General features: G+C 70.2%; 14 protein-coding genes and 2 tRNA genes. 5 read left to right on the forward strand and 11 right to left on the reverse strand.

Translation table 11 applies throughout. The features are described from left to right. Positions 1–142: 142 nt before the first annotated feature. Positions 143–3,016, reverse strand: coding sequence for a leucine--tRNA ligase (leuS, locus tag PXH83_RS08210; RefSeq protein ID WP_274558324.1), 2,874 nt, complete (start codon positions 3,014–3,016; stop codon positions 143–145). Positions 3,017–3,474: 458 nt separating this feature from the next. On the opposite strand from leuS, the gene PXH83_RS08215 reads away from it, so the two are divergent. Both PXH83_RS08215 and PXH83_RS08220 read left to right on the forward strand, forming a co-directional pair. Then, the gene (locus PXH83_RS08215; protein ID WP_274558327.1) at positions 3,475–4,848 is read left to right on the forward strand and encodes a ferric reductase-like transmembrane domain-containing protein; all 1,374 of its coding nucleotides are present in this window, start codon (positions 3,475–3,477) and stop codon (positions 4,846–4,848) included. Then, the gene (locus PXH83_RS08220) at positions 4,845–6,422 is read left to right on the forward strand and encodes an NADH-quinone oxidoreductase subunit NuoF family protein (protein ID WP_274558329.1); all 1,578 of its coding nucleotides are present in this window, start codon (positions 4,845–4,847) and stop codon (positions 6,420–6,422) included. The genes PXH83_RS08215 and PXH83_RS08220 overlap by 4 nt, the downstream gene beginning before the upstream one ends. Positions 6,423–6,521: 99 nt before the next feature. Here the strand turns inward: PXH83_RS08220 and PXH83_RS08225 are convergent. Then, positions 6,522–6,594, reverse strand: a tRNA-Ala gene (locus tag PXH83_RS08225). 134 nt (positions 6,595–6,728) lie between these two features. On the opposite strand from PXH83_RS08225, the gene PXH83_RS08230 reads away from it, so the two are divergent. After that, positions 6,729–7,934, forward strand: a complete 1,206-nt coding sequence (locus PXH83_RS08230; RefSeq protein WP_274562720.1) for a glycosyltransferase 87 family protein — start codon at positions 6,729–6,731, stop codon at positions 7,932–7,934. On the opposite strand, the gene PXH83_RS08235 is transcribed toward PXH83_RS08230, so the two are convergent. Together PXH83_RS08235 and PXH83_RS08240 are read right to left on the reverse strand one after the other, a co-directional pair. Continuing rightward, entirely contained in the window at positions 7,903–8,136 is a 234-nt protein-coding gene (locus tag PXH83_RS08235; RefSeq protein ID WP_214918286.1) for a hypothetical protein, read from the reverse strand. The two genes, PXH83_RS08230 and PXH83_RS08235, sit on opposite strands and share 32 nt — an antisense overlap. Positions 8,137–8,259: 123 nt before the next feature. After that, a complete protein-coding gene (locus PXH83_RS08240) occupies positions 8,260–9,720 on the reverse strand; it encodes an MFS transporter (protein WP_274558334.1) in 1,461 nt (486 codons plus the stop codon). Positions 9,721–9,831: 111 nt separating this feature from the next. Here PXH83_RS08240 and PXH83_RS08245 point away from each other — a divergent pair, with 111 nt between their 5' ends. Further along, a complete protein-coding gene (locus PXH83_RS08245) occupies positions 9,832–10,683 on the forward strand; it encodes a helix-turn-helix transcriptional regulator (RefSeq protein WP_274558336.1) in 852 nt (283 codons plus the stop codon). A 62-nt stretch (positions 10,684–10,745) separates the two neighbouring features. Here the strand turns inward: PXH83_RS08245 and PXH83_RS08250 are convergent. The 6 genes from PXH83_RS08250 to PXH83_RS08275 form a co-directional block, all read right to left on the reverse strand. Next, a tRNA-Ala gene (locus tag PXH83_RS08250) sits at positions 10,746–10,818 on the reverse strand. A gap of 70 nt (positions 10,819–10,888) precedes the next feature. After that, positions 10,889–11,560 (reverse strand): histidine phosphatase family protein, encoded by a 672-nt coding sequence (locus tag PXH83_RS08255; protein ID WP_420803214.1) that lies wholly within the window; start codon positions 11,558–11,560, stop codon positions 10,889–10,891. Continuing rightward, positions 11,557–11,994, reverse strand: coding sequence for a ribosome silencing factor (gene rsfS, locus PXH83_RS08260; RefSeq protein ID WP_274562723.1), 438 nt, complete (start codon positions 11,992–11,994; stop codon positions 11,557–11,559). The genes PXH83_RS08255 and rsfS overlap by 4 nt, the downstream gene beginning before the upstream one ends. Positions 11,995–12,062: 68 nt before the next feature. Next, the gene (locus PXH83_RS08265; RefSeq protein ID WP_274558338.1) at positions 12,063–13,703 is read right to left on the reverse strand and encodes an LCP family protein; all 1,641 of its coding nucleotides are present in this window, start codon (positions 13,701–13,703) and stop codon (positions 12,063–12,065) included. A gap of 51 nt (positions 13,704–13,754) precedes the next feature. Further along, entirely contained in the window at positions 13,755–14,369 is a 615-nt protein-coding gene (nadD, locus tag PXH83_RS08270) for a nicotinate-nucleotide adenylyltransferase (protein WP_274558340.1), read from the reverse strand. Positions 14,370–14,407: 38 nt separating this feature from the next. Further along, the gene (locus tag PXH83_RS08275) at positions 14,408–14,575 is read right to left on the reverse strand and encodes a hypothetical protein (protein ID WP_274558342.1); all 168 of its coding nucleotides are present in this window, start codon (positions 14,573–14,575) and stop codon (positions 14,408–14,410) included. Between the two features lie 199 nt (positions 14,576–14,774). On the opposite strand from PXH83_RS08275, the gene PXH83_RS08280 reads away from it, so the two are divergent. Next, positions 14,775–15,890 carry a M48 family metallopeptidase gene (locus tag PXH83_RS08280; protein WP_274558344.1) on the forward strand — a complete coding sequence of 372 codons (1,116 nt, stop codon included), beginning with the start codon at positions 14,775–14,777 and terminating at the stop codon, positions 15,888–15,890. Here the strand turns inward: PXH83_RS08280 and PXH83_RS08285 are convergent. Continuing rightward, positions 15,865–16,995 (reverse strand): SCO2583 family membrane protein, encoded by a 1,131-nt coding sequence (locus tag PXH83_RS08285; RefSeq protein ID WP_274558346.1) that lies wholly within the window; start codon positions 16,993–16,995, stop codon positions 15,865–15,867. The genes PXH83_RS08280 and PXH83_RS08285 overlap by 26 nt on opposite strands. Positions 16,996–17,083 lie beyond the last annotated feature (88 nt).

Here is a 17,083-nt window from a genome sequence, read left to right on the forward strand (position 1 = left end):
GAGGGCCCCTCCGTTGTCGGACCACTCGGCTTCGGTGGTCCCTCAACGGTAAACGGAACAGGCAGGCCGAGGGTTCCATCGGAACCCCCAACCTGCCCGTAGGGGAAAGCACCTACTAACGCCTGCCAGTACCTGTCGGCAGCTACGCCGGCACGATGTTGACCAGCTTCGGCGCCCGCACGATCACCTTGCGGATCCCGGCGCCGCCCAGCGCGGCAACGACCGCCGGGTCGGCCAGCGCCAGCTTCTCCAGCTCCTCGTCACCGATCGACGGCGAGATCTCCAGCCGGGCCCTGACCTTGCCCTTGATCTGCACGACGCACGTCACGGTCTCGTCCACGACGTACGCCGGATCGGCCACCGGGAAGTCCTGGTGCACCACGGAATCGGTGTGCCCCAGCTTGCGCCACAGCTCCTCCGCGATGTGCGGAGCCAGCGGCGCGACCAGCAGCACCAGCCGCTCGGCGACCGAACGCGACAGGGGGCCACCCGACTTGGTCAGGTGATTGTTCAGCTCGGTGATCTTGGCGATGGCGGTGTTGAAGCGCAGCCCCGCCATGTCCTGTCCCGCGCCGTCGATCGCCTTGTGCAGCGCACGCAGCGTTGCCTCGTCCGGCTCGGCCTCGGTGACGGTGACCTCACCCGTCGTCTCGTCGACGACATTGCGCCACACCCGCTGCAGCAGCCGGTACTGGCCCACCACCGCGCGTGTGTCCCACGGCCGGGACACATCCAGCGGGCCCATCGCCATCTCGTACAGGCGCAGGGTGTCCGCGCCGTACTCGGCGGAGATCTCGTCCGGAGTGACGGCGTTCTTCAGGGACTTGCCCATCTTGCCGGACTCACGCTTGACCGGCTCGCCCTGGTAGAAGTACTTGCCGTCGATCTCCTCGACCTCGGCCGCCGGCACGTACACGCCGCGCGCGTCGGTGTAGGCGAAGGCCTGGATCATGCCCTGGTTGTACAGCTTGTGGAACGGCTCGGACGACGAGATGTGCCCCAGGTCGAACAGCACCTTGGACCAGAACCGCGCGTACAGCAGGTGCAGTACGGCGTGCTCGGCCCCGCCGACATACAGGTCGACGCCGCCGTGCGGCATGCCCTCGCGCGGACCCATCCAGTACCGCTCGATGTCCGGGTCGACCAGCTTCTCGCTGTTGTGCGGGTCCAGGTAGCGCAGCTCGTACCAGCAGGAACCGGCCCAGTTGGGCATGGTGTTGGTCTCACGCCGGTACCTCTTCGGGCCGGCACCGTCGCCCAGGTCCAGGGTGACGTTCACCCAGTCCTCGTTGCGCGACAGCGGCGTCTCGGGCTGCGTGTCGGCGTCCTGCGGGTCGAAGGTGCGCGGCGAGTAGTCCTCGACCTCCGGCAGCTCCAGCGGCAGCATCGACTCGGGCAGCGCGTGCGCGATGCCGTCCTCGTCGTAGACGATCGGGAAGGGCTCGCCCCAGTAGCGCTGGCGGCTGAACAGCCAGTCGCGCAGCCGGTAATTGACGGTGCCCTCGCCGATGCCGCGTGCGGCCAGCCACTCGGTGATCTTCGCCTTGGCGTCGACGACACCCAGCCCGTCCAGCGAAATGTCGGCGCCGGAGGAGTTCACGATCTTCGCGTCGTACGAGGAGAAGGCGTCGTCCCACTCCGCCGGGTCCGTCCCGCGACCGTCCGACGGCTCGACGACACAGCGCATCGGCAGCTCGAAGGCGCGCGCGAAGGCGAAGTCGCGCGAGTCGTGCGCCGGTACGGCCATGATCGCGCCGGTGCCGTAGCCCATCAGCACGTAGTCGGCGATGAAGACGGGGACCTTTTCGCCGCTGACCGGGTTGGTCGCGTACGCACCGGTGAAGACGCCGGTCTTGTCCTTGGCCTCCGCCTGCCGCTCGACGTCGGACTTCGACGCGGCCTGGTTGCGGTACGTCTCGACGGCCTCGGCGGGGGTGGCGTGACCGCCGGTCCACACCTCGTGGGTACCCTCCGGCCACGCGGCCGGGACGATCTTCTCGACCAGCTCGTGCTCGGGTGCCAGCACCATGTAGGTGGCGCCGAACAGGGTGTCCTGGCGGGTGGTGAAGACGGTGATCGCGTCGGAGTCGCCGACCGGGAAGTCGACCCGCGCGCCTTCGCTGCGCCCGATCCAGTTGCGCTGCTGCAGCTTGATCGCCTCGGGCCAGTCCACGCCGTCCAGGTCGTCCAGCAGGCGGTCCGAGTAGGCGGTGATGCGCATGTTCCACTGGCGCAGCTTGGCCTTGAAGACGGGGAAGTTCCCGCGCTCGGAGCGGCCGTCGGCGGTGACTTCCTCGTTGGCCAGTACGGTGCCCAGACCCGGCGCCCAGTTCACGGGCGCCTCGGAGGCGTACGCCAGGCGGTACCCGCCCAGGATGTCGGCGCGCTCGTTGGCGCTCAGCTCACTCCAGGGGCGCGTGTCCGGCGTCGTGCGCTCCCCGCTCTCGAACTGGGCCACCAGCTCGTCGATCGGCCGGGCCCGGCCCGCCTCCTTGTCGTACCAGGAGTTGAAGATCTGCAGGAAGATCCACTGGGTCCACTTGTAGTAGTCCGGGTCGATCGTCGCGAAGGAGCGGCGCTTGTCGTGGCCCAGGCCCAGCCGGCGCAGCTGGTCCTTCATGTTCTCGATGTTCGCCTCGGTGGAGACCCGGGGGTGCGTGCCGGTCTGCACGGCGTACTGCTCGGCGGGCAGGCCGAAGGCGTCGAAGCCCAGCGTGTGCAGGACGTTGTGCCCGGTCATGCGCTGGTAGCGGGCGAAGACGTCGGTCGCGATGTAGCCCAGCGGGTGCCCGACGTGCAGGCCCGCACCCGAGGGGTACGGGAACATGTCCATGATGAACTTCTTGGGCTTGGCGGCCATGGCCGCGTCGCCCGACAGGTCCCCAGTGGGATTCGGCGCCTCGTACGTACCCTCGGCGTCCCAGAAGTCCTGCCAGCGCGCCTCGATGTCGGCGGCCATCGCCGCCGTATAGCGGTGCGGAGCTGCCACCTCGGCACCAGAATTCGTCTCGCTCATGATCCTCAAAGCTCCATCGATCGTCTCTGCCCGCGGCTGCGACATTCAGGCTGCTGACACTCAGCAAACGAAAAATCCCCTCGCACAGGAGGGGACGCCGCGCCGATTCCGACCGGATCTTTCATCCGTCGGGAGTGATCAGCGCGGCTCGCTAAGCAGAAGGCGTACGGCACGCATGGCGTCAGGGTACCGCAGGGCCCGCGAGGGGTGCGCCGAGTATCCACAGGGCGGACGAAGCGGGAGTGAGCCGGGCCGGACGGTGCGGGAGCCCGGCCGGAGCCGGCCAGACCTCGGCCTCGCCCGGGGGTTACTCCGCGTATCGGCCCTATCCGGGGCAACGTTCGAGCAAGTTTTCCCACAACCCCCGCACTAAACCTCCAAAGCGCGTACTGCCTGGTATGGGGCGACCTAGCATGCGGCAACGGGACCACTTTGCCGAACCATTCGGAGTCGCCCCCATGAACCCCCACCGCAAGATCCGCTCGTCTGTCTCACTCCCCGTGTTGAGCCGCCCGGCCCAAGGAGGCCTCACCGCCGCCGCGTTGGTGCTCATACCCCTGATCGCCACACTCGGCAGCGACAGTCTGCGCGCTGCACTCGACTTCACCACGGGCGTCCTCTCGCTGGTCTCGCTCACCGCCGCCGTCGGCTGGGGCCTGCTGGCCACCGACCGGCTGCTGCTCCAGCCACGCCACCGCCTCCTCGCCCAGGGCATCCACCGGGCCACGGCCGTCGCCTCGCTCGGTTTCCTCCTGCTACATGTGACGGTCAAGGTCTCGCTCGGGCACGTGGCCCTCCTCGGAGCCCTCGTCCCCTTCGGTCTCGGCATCAGCGGTACGTCCGGACTCATCGGATTCGGCTCGCTCGCCGGAATCCTCATGGTCGTCGCCGCCTCGACCGGCGCGCTGCGCAGCGCCTTCGCCACCCCCGGCCGCATCGCGGGCCGCTGGCGGGCGCTGCACATGGTCGCCTACCCCGCCTGGGGATCGGCCCTGGTGCACGGCCTGTTCGCCGGCCGGCCGGCCGCGGGCTGGGTCGTCACGATGTACGGCCTGTCCCTCACGGCGGTGGTCGCCGCCCTCTCGCTGCGTATGCTCCCGCCGCCTCTCAAGCGGACCGTCGCCGACCGCATCGTTGCCCTGGTCACCTCGGGCTCGCTGGCGCAGGCGCCCGACCCGGAGCCACGGGATGCCGCACTGTCCCCGCTGCCGGGCGCCGGGGCCGTACCGCCGCAGAAGCCGGAGCGGGCGCCGCGCCAGTCCGAGCAGCTGTTCCGGGACCCGCCGGAGCCCCAGCGGCTCGCGGCCCCGGCACCGCCCCTGTACGAAGCCGGGCTCCCCGGCTCCCCCGGCCTCAACTCGGCGCCGGACACCGGCATATCGGCCGCCTACCGCGCAGTGTCGGCGGCGTCGGCTGGGTCTGCCCCCACCGAGCGGATTCCCCTGGCGGAACAGATCCCCATGACCGAGGAGATCCCGGTCCAGCCGGCGCCCCCCTCGGCGGGCCCGGCACCGTCCCGTTGGCCCACCCCCTCGCCCCCGCCCCCCGCGCAGGCCGTACGTCCCCCGTACGACCCCGACCGTGCGGCGTACGGCCCGGGGGCAGTGCCCGCTCCGGACTACCCGGCGTATAGCCCGGGCGACTACCCCGCCCCTGACACCCCTCCGTACGACCCGGTCGCCGCCCCCGTTCCCGGCGCCCCCTCGTACGGCGCCGAGGCCCCCACCGGACCGCTCACCGGCCCCCTCGACGACACAGAACCAGCGCCCGGTCCGCTCTACCGGCCGGCCGCCGGGGAGCCCTGGCACGCACCCGCAGGAGAACGACGTTGAATGTCCCCCTTCCCGACGTACCCGAAGTCCGCGTCGTCGGCCTTCCCCAGCTGACGACCGGCTTCGACCTCGTCGAGCGCCTCGACCTCGGCATGCACCTCAAGGTGCACGGCCCGCTGGAGCCGATGGGCGGGGAGCGCCTGGCCGAGCTGGCCGATGCCATATCCCTGCGCGGCCGCGGCGGCGCGGGCTTCCCCTTCGGGAAGAAGTTGCGGGCGGTCGCCCAGGCGTCCATCCGGCGCGGTGTACGGCCGGTCGTCGTCATCAACGGCAGTGAGGGCGAGCCCGCCTGCCGCAAGGACACCGTCCTGCTCAACCGCGCCCCCCACCTCGCCCTGGACGGCGCCCTGCTGGCCGCAGAGGCCCTCGGCGCCCGCACCCTGATCGTCGGCGTCACCCGGAACTCCACCGAGGCCTCCATCCGCGCCGCGTTCGCAGAGCGGGGCCTGTCCGACCGCCGCGGACAGCAACTGCGCGCACGGATCGTACGGACCCCCGAGCGCATGGTCTCCGGCGAGGCGTCCTCGCTGATCCGCGCTGCGAACGGCGGCCCCGCCCTGCCGCCGGGCCGCCGCGAGCGCGCCTCCGAGACAGGGGTCGGGGGCGCCCCGACGCTGCTGTCCAACACGGAGACGTTCGCGCAGCTGGCCGTGGCCGCCCGCATCGGCGCCCGCCGTTACTGCCACACCGGCCTGGAGAATGAGCCGGGCACCGTCATGCTCACCATCTCCGGCGCTGTGTCCCGCCCGATGGTCGTCGAGGTGCCGACGGGAGTGCCGCTGCGTTACGTCCTCCAGCTCGCCGGCGCCCCGCCCCTGCCGCAGGGCGTACTGACCGGCGGCTATCACGGCAACTGGATCGACGCGGTCGCCGCGCACGACGCCGTGATCTCCCGCGAGTCCCTCGCCTCGTTCGGCGGCGCCCTTGGCGCGGGCGCAATCCTCCCCATCGGCCCGGAGACCTGCCCGCTGGGTGAGTCGCTGCGCGTCGCGAACTGGCTGGCGGCCGAGACTGCGGGCCAGTGCGGCCCCTGCCGACTGGGCCTGCCCGCCGCCGCCGGGGGCCTGTCGGACGTACTGAACGGCGGCGGCCAGGCCGCGCTGGAGGCCCTGCGCGAGGTCACACAGGCCGTGAAGGGCCGCGGTGCGTGCAAGCACCCGGACGGCTCCGTGCGGTTCTTCGTCTCCACCCTCAACGCCTTCACGGACGATCTGGCGGCGCATGTCCTGGGCGGCGGCTGTGGCCGCGAGACGACCGGCGTACTGCCGCTCCCGGGACCGGGTTACGAAGAAGAGGGCATCCCGAGCGGCGAGAAGCTCGCCGTGGACTGGACGCTGTGCAAGGGCCACGGGCTCTGCGCGGACATCATCCCCGAGCTGATCCGGCTCGGCCCCGACGGCTATCCGGCGCTCGCGGACGCATCGGTCCCCGTGCATCTGCGGGGCCGCGCGCAGCGTGCCGTGCGCCGCTGCCCCGCACTCGCCCTCCGGATCGAACAGGAGGCTCCCGAGCGGCCGGTGCGGCCAGCTCTGCCGATGAGCAACAGAAGGGCTCTGGGCAGCGGCAGAGACTGACGGCTGACGTCGGCTGGCGGCCGACGGTCGCCAGCCGACGTCACCGGGAAACGAAAAGATCCCGTCCGATCGATTCGATCGGACGGGATCTTCTTTCTGTGGAGCTAAGGAGAATTGAACTCCTGACCTCCTGCATGCCATGCAGGCGCTCTACCAACTGAGCTATAGCCCCTTGCTTGCTGCCGTTTGCGGGCTTCCCCGCTGCGGCTTCGCCAACATTACACGGTCCCCCCTGCCCTTCACCAAATCGTTTGCCCGCACACGTGTTCCGTACGCACACGACCGGTACTGTCTGCCTGCGTGACCGTGCCTGTGACCGTGACCGCGCAGACCGCCGCCGCCCGCGACGCTCTCGCCCGGCGGCCCGTACTTGTCGCGGCCTCCGCCTGCCTGCTGTCCTTCCTGATCTTCTGGGCCGCCCAGCGCGCCGCCGGGGTCTCGATGATCGACCTCATGGTCTACCGGGCCGAGGGCGAGACCGTACGAGCAGGTCAGGACCTGTACGCAATGCGGGCCACAGAGGCGAACCTGCCGACCACCTACCCGCCGTTCGCCGCCCTGCTGTTCACCCCGCTGACGCTCATAGGCGTCCCGGAGATGCGCGCTCTGGCCACCCTCGGCAACCTCGCACTCCTCGTCGCACTGGTCCATCTCTCCATGCGCCTGGTGGGCCGCAAGGATCCGGCGACCGCCCTGTGGGCCGCCACGTTCGCCGTCTGGTGCGAGCCGGTATGGACGACCCTGCGGTACGGACAGATCAATCTCCTGCTCGCCGTAGCCGTCCTCTGGGACCTCACCCGCCGCCCTGACCACCGGTGGGCAGGGGCGGGCATCGGCCTCGCCGCTGCGGTGAAACTCACACCCGCGCTCTTCGCCGTCTTCCTTCTCATAGCCGGCCTTGTACGGGCAGGGGGCGCCGTCCGCCGAGCCTGGAACCCCTGGCTCCGGCAAGCAGCGACGGCCACCGCGGTCTTCCTCACCGCCACCCTGGCCACCGCAGCCGTCCTGCCGCACGACTCCCGCCGCTTCTGGACCGCCATGGTCTTCGAGGCGGGCCGTGTGGGTCATGCCGAGGACACCGCCAACCAGTCCCTGCGCGGAGTACTGGCCCGGCTCCTGCACACCGGCGATCCGGCACTGTGGTGGGCGGCCGCGGCCGCCCTGACCGCCGCGGCCGGGCTCACCGTCGCGGTGACATCGGAACTTCGCGGCGAGCGGGCCGGAGCGGTGGTCGCATGCGCGCTGACCGCGCTGGTGATCAGCCCCGTGTCCTGGTCGCACCACTGGGTGTGGTGCGTGCCCGTGGTGCTCTTCCTGGCGGCTCGGGGCAGGAAGCGGCTGGCGGCGGTGACAACCCTGGTCTTCTGTTCGTACGCGCTCTGGTGGGTGCCGCACGGCCCGGGACGGCTCGAACTTTCCCAGAGCGGCGGCCAGATGGCGCTCTCCGCGCTCTACACCCTCACGGCGGCCGCCGCGCTGCTCACGCTGTGGCGAAGGAATAGAAGCGCTTGAGCGTGCAGTGCTCGTCGAGCAGGCGGCCGTAGATCGGCTCTCCCTCGAGCTCGCGGTACGTCTCGATCGGGTCGCCCTTTATGATCAGCGCCCGCGCGCATTCCTCGCACCAGTACTGGTAGTCGGGGTTGATCGGTTCCATGTCCCTGACGATGGGCGTGCCACTGCCGCACCAGTCGCATTTACGCCTGTGTGCACCCATCACTCAGCTCCAGCTGTGGCCGCAGGCCGTGCACACGTACGAGATACCTCCGTTGTCGCCGAGCACCTGGGCGACCGTCGTCCCCCTCCGGCGGTCCGATTCTGCCATGGCTCCGCAAGGGGGTCAGTGACGTGAGCGCAGGAGGCCGGCCACAGAGCCGAAGAGCGACGCGGCAGCCAGCGCGAGGGCACATACCCACAGGGCCTCTCCATACGCGTGGGCACCCAGCGCATTCAGCCGGTTCAGGAAGAGAGTCCCGAATGTCGCGACGCCCAGCAACTGCCCGAGCTGTGTGACGGTTACGAGCAGTCCGCTGGCATCCGCCGCGTCCTCGGGGCGTACGCCCGCGAGCGCGCCCGTCAGCGTAGGGCTGAACCCCAGGGCCAGACCGGCCCCGACACCCGCGAAGGCGGCGTACATCGCGAAGCCTCCGTCGCCGCCGTCCCGCAGCACCAGGCCGACTGCCGCGGACGACATGGCGGTCAGCGCGAATCCGCCCGGGACCATCACCCGTTGCAGCCCCGCCGGCCAGCGCCGCCAGGTCAGCCCGACCACTCCGAAGACCACCGCTGTCGGCGCGAACGTGAGCCCCGCTCGGAGCGCCGAATAGCCGAGGCCGGCCTGGACGTGCAGGGTCAGGGTGAAGAGGAACCCCGCGTTGACCGCCATCACCACGGCGATCCGCAGGACAGCGAGCCCCATGCCCGGGATCCGCAGCACCCTGGGCGCGATCAGCGGCGCACCGCCGCGCGCGGCCAGCCGCGACTCGTACGCCAGGAGGCCCGCGAACAGCACGACAGCGGCCCCCAGAGACAGCCACGACCACAGCGGCCAGTCCTGCTCCTGCCCGAGCACCAGAGGCACCGTGAACAGCGACACGGCGGCGGCGAGCAGCACCAGGCCGGGCAGATCGAGGCCGCGTGTGCGCTCCGGTTCGCGCTCCGGTTCGCCGCGTCCGTCGCGCGGCAGCAGGCGCGTGCCGAGGACCAGCAGCGCGAGGCCGATCGGTATGTTCACCAGGAACACCGGGCGCCAGCTCGTGCCGAAGAGGTCGGCACTGACCAGCACACCGCCCGCCACCTGGCCGGCCGCGGCCCCGGTGGCCAGCACCGCCGAGTACGCGCCGAGCGCCCTGACCCGCGACTCGCCCTCGAAGTTGCGCTGGATCAGGCTGAGCACCTGGGGAATCATCAGCGCCGCACCCGCGCCCTGGACCAGCCGGAAGGCGATCAACTGACCAGTGTCCGCGGCCAGTCCGCAGGCCAGCGAGGCGACGGTGAAGACCGCGAGCCCGCCGAGGTAGGCGCGACGGTGGCCGAACAGGTCGCCCAGTCTCGCGCCGGTGATGAGCAGGACGGCGTACGCGACGGTGTATCCGGCGATGACCATCTGCAATCCGGCGCCCGACGCGTCCAGTTCGGTGCGGATCGTCGGGGCGGCGACGTTGACGATGAAGACGTCGAGAAGCGCCATGAACTGCGCGGCAAGCACGACGGCGAGCAGCAGGCCCGCCCGTTTGTCAGTGGCACCGGCTTTACTGGCTCCAGTGTTTCTACTGCCCTTGCCGAGTACGGAAGTTGTCATGGCACGGAGCCTGACGCCGATCGGATACGGGTAACGAGAGCCCGCTGATCCTGGTACTGACAGCACCTGGCAACGGCGGGGCGGACCATCGACCATGGGGGTGTGACAACGATGGCAGCACCGACGCAACGCCGCCGCTCCGAGCTGGCCACGTTCCTGCGCAGCCGACGGGCCAGGGTGACCCCCGCCGACGTGGGGATGCCCCCGGGACTGCGCCGCCGCACCCCCGGACTGCGCCGCGAGGAGGTCGCGCAGCTCTCCGGCGTGGGGGTCACCTGGTACACCTGGCTGGAGCAGGGCCGCCCGATCAACGCCTCCGCCCAGGTCCTGGACGCCGTGGCGCGTACGCTCCGGCTGGACCGGCCAGAGCGGGAGCATCTCTACCATCTGGCCGAGGTGCCGTACGCCCCGGACCGGGCGGACGACGTGGCGGCCGTCAGCCCGGAAGTGCAGGGCATCATCGACGCCCTGGACCCGCGTCCGGCCGTCGTCTACAACGCCCGGTACGACGTCCTCGCCACCAACGCCGCCTACCGCCACCTCTTCGACGTCGACGTGCACGAGGGGGGCGTACGCAATGTCCTGTGGGTGCTCTTCACCGTGCCCGAGCCTTCCTGCCCACTGGTGTTCCGGGAGGCGGAGCTGCCCCTGATGGTGGCGCAGTTGCGGGGTGCGTACGGACGCCATGTCGGCGAGCCCGACTGGGAATCGTTCGTCCGCCGACTCCGCGCGGCCAGCCCGTACTTCGCCGAGCTGTGGGAGAGCGGGGACGTGGTCCCGCCCGGCCCCCGTGTGAAGACCTTCCGGCACACGGCTGTTGGGGAGATACGGATGACCTCGGTGTCGCTGTCCATCAACGGGATGCCGGAGTGCCGGATCGTGGCGTACACCCCGAACGACGAGGAGAGCCGCCAGCGGACCGTTGCCCTGTGGGAGATCCGTCCTGAAACAGGCCGGTCCTGAAAACAGGCCGGTCCCGAAACAGCAAGAAATCCCGCCCCCCTGAGGGAACGGGATCTTGATTGTGGAGCTAAGGAGAATTGAACTCCTGACCTCCTGCATGCCATGCAGGCGCTCTACCAACTGAGCTATAGCCCCGCTGTTCTCTGCGCTGTGCGCCGCGAACAAGAAGAACTTTAGCCTGCGACCTGCCGGAAAGTGAAATCCGTCAGTCGTCGTCGCCGAGCACGGGCTCCGGGAGCGTCCCGGCGTTGTGCTCAAGCAGCCGCCAGCCGCGGGCGCCCTCGCCCAGGACCGACCAACAGCAGTTGGAGAGCCCGCCAAGGCCCTCCCAGTGGTGCGACTCCAGACCCAGGAGCCGGCCGATGGTGGTGCGGATCGTGCCGCCGTGGCTGACGACGACGAGCGTGCCGTTGTCGCCCAGCTTGTCGGCGTGCGCGAGCACGACCGGAGCCGCCCGGTCGGCAACCTCGGTCTCCAGCTCGCCGCCACCGCGCCGCACCGGCTCGCCGCGCTTCCACGCCGCGTACTGCTCGCCGAACTGCCCGATGATCTCGTCGTGCGTCAGGCCCTGCCAGGCGCCCGCGTACGTCTCGCGCAGCGCGACGTCGTGCGTGACCTCCAGGCCCGTCAGAGCCGCCAGCTCACCGGCCGTGGCGGCCGCCCGCTTGAGGTCGGACGCGATCATCATGTCCGGCTTCAGGGAGGCGAGCAGCCTTGCGGCCCGGCGTGCCTGGGCTACGCCGGTGTCGGTCAGCTCGATGTCGGTGGAGCCCTGGAAACGGCGCTCCAGGTTCCACGACGTCTGCCCGTGCCGCCACAGGACGATGCGGCGGCCCCGGCGGTTCAGGCTCTTGTTGCCGGTGTCGCTGCCGTTCAGCTCAGGTCTCCGTCCAGATCACCGGCCGCGCGCGACTTCGCGTGCTCTTCGGCCAGGCCGCGGGTCTTGACGGCGTCCTCGGGCAGAGCGATCTCGGGGCAGTCCTTCCAGAGGCGCTCCAGAGCGTAGAAGACACGCTCCTCGCTGTGCTGGACGTGGACGACGATGTCGACGTAGTCGAGGAGCACCCAGCGGGCTTCGCGGTCGCCCTCGCGGCGCACCGGCTTGGCGCCGAGCTCCTTGTTCAGCCGCTCCTCGATCTCGTCGACGATCGACTTGACCTGGCGGTCGCTGGGCGCCGAGGCGACCAGGAAGGCGTCAGTGATGGAGAGCACATCGCTGACGTCGTACGCGATGATGTCGTGCGCGAGCCGGTCGGCGGCCGCCTGGGCGGCGGCGTTGATGAGCTCGATGGAACGGTCCGTGGCGGTCACATGCAGGCTTTCGTCGGCGGTCAGGAGTACCACCAGGGTCTCACGGACCGCCGACAGCGCCGACGGGATTACTTGACCCTGAAATCCTGGCCCAGTACGACCGTCACGTCGGCGTTCGCCGCCGTCTTGCCCTTCTTCACCGAGCTCGCCGGCAGACCGAGGGTCTTCGCGGTCTCTTCGGCCGCCGCCTTCTGTGCCGCGTCGCCATAGCTGACCTGCGACGACACGATCGCGGCCGCCTTGCCCGCGTCCACAAAGGCATAGCCGCCGTTGACCAGCCGGATCCTGGCCGCCTCGCCCGCGTCCGGGTTCGCGGTCGCGTTCTTGACCCCGACCCGCACCGCGGCACCCTGCTCGGGGCTGCTCACCGAGCCGCCGAGGATGTCCTTCACCACACTGTCCGCCGCGGACTCGCTGAGCTTGCCGTCGGCCTCGACCGGCAGCTGCGCCGTCTTGTAGTCGCCGCCCTTGGCGTGCTCGGCGAGCTTGGCGAGCGAGGCGCCCAGGTCGTTCTCCGGCAGCGAAGGGTCGAGGATCTGCGCGAGCGTGCGGACGGTGGTGGTCGCGGCCTGCGGGTCGTCCGAGATCTTCCGCAGGATGCCCTGAATGACCTGGCCGAACCGCTGGAGCTGCTTGGCCTCCGCCTCGCCGGGCGCCCGGTAGGTGGCGTACGCGACGGCCATCCGACCGCTCAGCGTCTGCTCCTTGCCCTGCCTCACGACGGGAGACGCGCCCTTCTTGGTGTCGGGCACATCGGTGTCGGTGTCGATCTCGACGTTGCCGACCAGCTCGACGAGGTTCTCCAGGTACGGGGTGTCCAGCCGCCAGGTGCCGCCGATCTTGGTTCCGAGTACGGAACCGATCGCCTCGCGCGTGCCCGTTGAACCGTCGTCGTCCACCGACTTGCCGAGCGTCGTCGTGGTGCCGTCGTCGTTCGCGACGGACAGCGAGTTGGGGAGCAGGACGGTCGTGCCCTGCTTCGTGGTGACGTTGTCGACGAGCAGCGCCGTGGAGGTTCCGCCCTTCTTGGTGTTGTGCATGTGCACCACGATCACGTCGCGCTTCTCCGGGCCCGTGGCGGTGTTCTGCTTGTCGTCCTTGCCGGAAAGGCCGGGCAGCATCCCCGCGTACCAGAGGTACCCGACGCCGCCGGCGACCACCAGCGTCAGGGCGACGACCAGGGAGACGACCCGGTTGCGGCCGCGGCGGCGGGCTTCCTCACGGCGCTCGGTACGGCTCTCGGTGAACTTCAGCCAGTCGATGACGTCTTCGGAGTTCTCGTCCGGTTCCTCGACGAACGAGAACTGCTCCGTCGCGTACTCGGGAGAGGCGCGGCGCTGCTCGGGCACGGGCGGGGCGGCGGGAGCCGGCTCCGGCGCGGGCTCGGGGGCAGGGGCAGCGGCAGGCGCCGCCTGCTGCGGGATCCATTGCTGCTGCTGAAGCTGCTGTTGCTGCTGCTGCTGTCCGGCCTGCTGCTGCTCGGCATAGGGGTCGTACGGCGGCTGCTGGGCGTACGGGTCGTAGCCGTACCCCTGCTGTTGCGCATACGGGTCGTACTGCTGCTGCGTCTCGCCCTGCTGTGCCTGCTGCTGTGTCTGCTGCGCCTGCTGGTACACCGGCCTGCCGTACGCGTCGTAGCCGATGATCTCCGGCTGCTGGGCGTACGGGTCCTGGGCGTACGGGTCGTACGGGTACTGTCGGTCGTTCACCGGTGCCCCTTTCCTGCTTGTCTGTGCTCCCCGTACGGCCGCGCCCGCCGCTCAGTCGCGGTACAGCGCGCGCTTGTCGATGTAGCGGACCACACCGTCCGGAACGAGATACCAGACAGGTTCGCCCTGCGCGACTCTCGCGCGGCAGTCGGTGGACGAGATCGCCAGGGCCGGCACCTCCACCAGGGAGACGCCTCCCTCGGGCAGACCGTCGTCCGTCAGGTGGTGACCGGGCCTGGTCACACCGATGAAGTGGGCGAGCGAGAACAGCTCCTCCGCGTCCCGCCAGGTGAGGATCTGGGCGAGCGCGTCGGCGCCGGTGATGAAGAACAGGTCCGAGTCGCTGTTGAGCGCGTGCAGGTCCCGCAGCGTGTCGATGGTGTACGTCGGGCCGCCGCGGTCGATGTCGATGCGGGACACCGAGAACTGCGGGTTGGACGCCGTCGCGATGACCGTCATCAGATAGCGGTCCTCGGCCGGGGACACGTGCTTGTGGGTCTTCTGCCAGGGCTGCCCTGTCGGCACGAAAACCACCTCGTCGAGGTGGAACTGGGCGGCCACCTCACTGGCGGCCACCAGGTGTCCGTGATGGATCGGATCGAACGTACCGCCCATCACGCCGAGTCGGCGCTTGCCCGGACCGCGAGGCACTTCCTGCTCTCCCATGCGTGCAGAGCCTACTGGCCCCGTCTGGCGGCCCTGCCTCAGCGGTCGCGGTTGAAGCGGGTGGTGATCCACAGCAGGAGGAGGAGCGCGAAGAGCGCTCCGCCGCCGGTGACGTAGGCACTGAGGGATTCGTGGTTCCCGCCGTGCTCGCCGCCCTCACCGGAGGCAAGGGTCACGAGGGAGGCGGCAGTGTGGTGGAGGCTCATCTTCGGCAGGACCTATCGGGAGTCGGGAGTCGGAGCGGAGACTTCACGCAACATCGTATGCGGGCGGGCCGGGCACGCTCACGCCGACTCAGTCGTTCACCGATTGTCCTGCTTCAGGAACCGGCCGGGCGGGCCGGACATCAGCACATACGCTGGGGTCGTCCGGGGGACGGGAAGACTCGTAGACAGGGGGCCACCCATGACCGACGGCAATCACGAGAACGTGCCGAGCCGTAATCGCAAGCGCTTCCCGGGCATCTCGTCCCGGGCGTACGAACATCCCGCGGACCGCTCGGCCCTGGTTGCCCTGCGCAGGCTCACCGGATTCGACACGGTCTTCAAGGCGCTCAGCGGGCTGCTGCCCGAGCGCAGCCTGCGGCTGCTGTTCCTGTCCGACTCCGTGCGGGTGAGCGAAGCCCAGTTCGCGCACCTCAACACCATGCTGCTGGACGCCTGTTACATCCTGGACCTGGAGAAGGTCCCGCCGATGTACGTCACGCAGGACCCGAAGCCCAATGCCATGTGCATCGGTCTCGACGAGCCCATCATCGTGGTCACCACGGGCCTGGTGGAGCTGCTCGACGAGGAGGAGATGCGCGCGGTCGTCGGCCACGAGGTGGGCCACGCCCTGTCCGGGCACTCGGTCTACCGGACGATACTGCTGTTCCTCACCAACCTCGCTCTCAAGGTCGCCTGGATTCCCCTCGGCAACATCGCGATCATGGCGATCGTGACGGCGCTGCGCGAGTGGTTCCGCAAGTCGGAGCTCTCCGCCGACCGGGCCGGGCTGCTGGTCGGCCAGGACCTCAGGGCGTCGATGCGCGGCCTGATGAAGATCGCCGGCGGCAACCACCTGCACGAGATGAACGTGGACGCGTTCCTGGAGCAGGCCGAGGAGTACGAGGCCGGGGGCGACCTGCGTGATTCCGTGCTGAAGATCCTCAACGTCCTGCCCCGTACGCACCCCTTCACCACGGTGCGGGCCGCCGAGCTGAAGAAGTGGGCGGAGAGCCGCGACTACCAGCGGATCATGGACGGCCACTACCCGCGGCGCGACGAGGACAAGGACACCTCGGTCTCCGATTCCTTCCGGGACTCGGCCACCCACTATGCCGACACGGTGCGCACCAGCAAGGACCCGCTGATGAAGCTCGTGGGCGACATCGCGGGCGGCGCGGGCGACCTGGGCGGCAAGCTGCGCGGCGCGTTCGGCGGAGGCGGAGGCGGAAACGGCAGCAGCGGCGGCAGCGGCAGCTCCGGCGGGGGCAAGGACACCGGACCCAGCGGCTCTAAGGGGCCCGAGGGCTCGGCATAACGCTCGGGTCGAGCGCCCCGCACAGCGCCGCCCTGGCCGGGCCCCTCGCGTAGGGGTCGGTGCCGGCGGGACGTTCGCCGGTGGCGCGCTGCCCGGCCGTCACCGGCAGCAGGTGGCTCGCCGTCTCGGCCGAGCACGCCTGGGGCCCGGCCTGTGCGTACGAAACGAGCAGCTCCGCCCGGTGCATCCGCAGGTCCTCCCGGTCGAAGCGGAAGTGCAGCTCGCGGCGGACGGTGAAGAGCGAAGCGCCGTCCGCCTGCGGCCGTCCGGCAGCGGAGCCGGCCGGCCGCAGTGCGTACACAAAGGTGTGGTCGGAGGTCACTTCGAGGTGGTTGGACTCGGTCTCCTCGATGCGCAGGACACCGTGTACGCGCGCCTGCTCGCCGACGGCCAGTGCCACCTTCGCCGGGTCGAAGCGGACCAGCCATCCCGTCGCGGCGTGCCGCCCGTCGTCGGCGGGGCGGTCGAAGCTGCGGTCGAACTGATCCAGCTGGTCCGGGTCGAGCAGTGCCCTTACCGGGCGTACGGTGCGGCCGCTCAGTACAGCGGGGTCGAGGGAGGACGCGACGAGGTAGTCCTTCACGGTGCTCAGCGCGACGACGACCTGGCCCTCCGAGAAGTGCGTGGTGCGCCGGGCGGCCGGCAGGTTGATGCCCTCGGCGCCCGTCGCGAACTGCGCGGCCGGGCTGCGCCGGAAGAGCTCGTCCGGGTTCCCGCCCGGCACCTTGCCTTCGGGGGCCAGGGGTATGACCGTCATCCGCAGCAGCCCTGCGCGCGCGGTGGGCGGTGGCTGGTACGGATGGCGTACGCCCATGTAGAGCGCCGTACCGAAGGCCAGCGCGACCAGCAGGACGAGCAGCAGCGCCTGCTTCGAGCCGCCGCCTCCATGCCCGCCACCGCCGCCGCTGCCATGGCCGCGGGCCTTCCAGACGGGACGGTGGCGCACGGCCCGCTCGTGGTCGGCCATCCGCTCGGTCGCGGAGTATTCCTGGAGGCGGGCAGCCCGCACGAACGATTCGTCGAAGACGACGGACCGGAACTCGTCGTCGCTGCCGCCCGGGAGGCCCTCGGGCGCACCCTCAGGTGGCTCTCCGTGCCCTGCCATACCTTCAGGGTAGGTCGATGGAGGCGAAGGTAAACGCGCTGGTCGGTGACAAGTTCCGACTGGTTCGCACACGCACGGTGATCGGTGC

This window comes from Streptomyces spiramyceticus, assembly GCF_028807635.1.
Classification (GTDB): Bacteria; Actinomycetota; Actinomycetes; order Streptomycetales; family Streptomycetaceae; genus Streptomyces; species Streptomyces spiramyceticus.

Coding starts and splice junctions, on each gene's coding strand:
- PXH83_RS08235 (WP_214918286.1), bottom strand. CDS start 8,136: ATGGGTGCACACAGGCGTAAATGCGACTGGTGCGGCAGTGGCACGCCC.
- PXH83_RS08285 (WP_274558346.1), bottom strand. CDS start 16,995: ATGGCAGGGCACGGAGAGCCACCTGAGGGTGCGCCCGAGGGCCTCCCG.
- PXH83_RS08215 (WP_274558327.1), top strand. CDS start 3,475: ATGAACCCCCACCGCAAGATCCGCTCGTCTGTCTCACTCCCCGTGTTG.
- PXH83_RS08240 (WP_274558334.1), bottom strand. CDS start 9,720: ATGACAACTTCCGTACTCGGCAAGGGCAGTAGAAACACTGGAGCCAGT.
- PXH83_RS08245 (WP_274558336.1), top strand. CDS start 9,832: ATGGCAGCACCGACGCAACGCCGCCGCTCCGAGCTGGCCACGTTCCTG.
- leuS (WP_274558324.1), bottom strand. CDS start 3,016: ATGAGCGAGACGAATTCTGGTGCCGAGGTGGCAGCTCCGCACCGCTAT.
- PXH83_RS08280 (WP_274558344.1), top strand. CDS start 14,775: ATGACCGACGGCAATCACGAGAACGTGCCGAGCCGTAATCGCAAGCGC.
- nadD (WP_274558340.1), bottom strand. CDS start 14,369: ATGGGAGAGCAGGAAGTGCCTCGCGGTCCGGGCAAGCGCCGACTCGGC.
- PXH83_RS08275 (WP_274558342.1), bottom strand. CDS start 14,575: ATGAGCCTCCACCACACTGCCGCCTCCCTCGTGACCCTTGCCTCCGGT.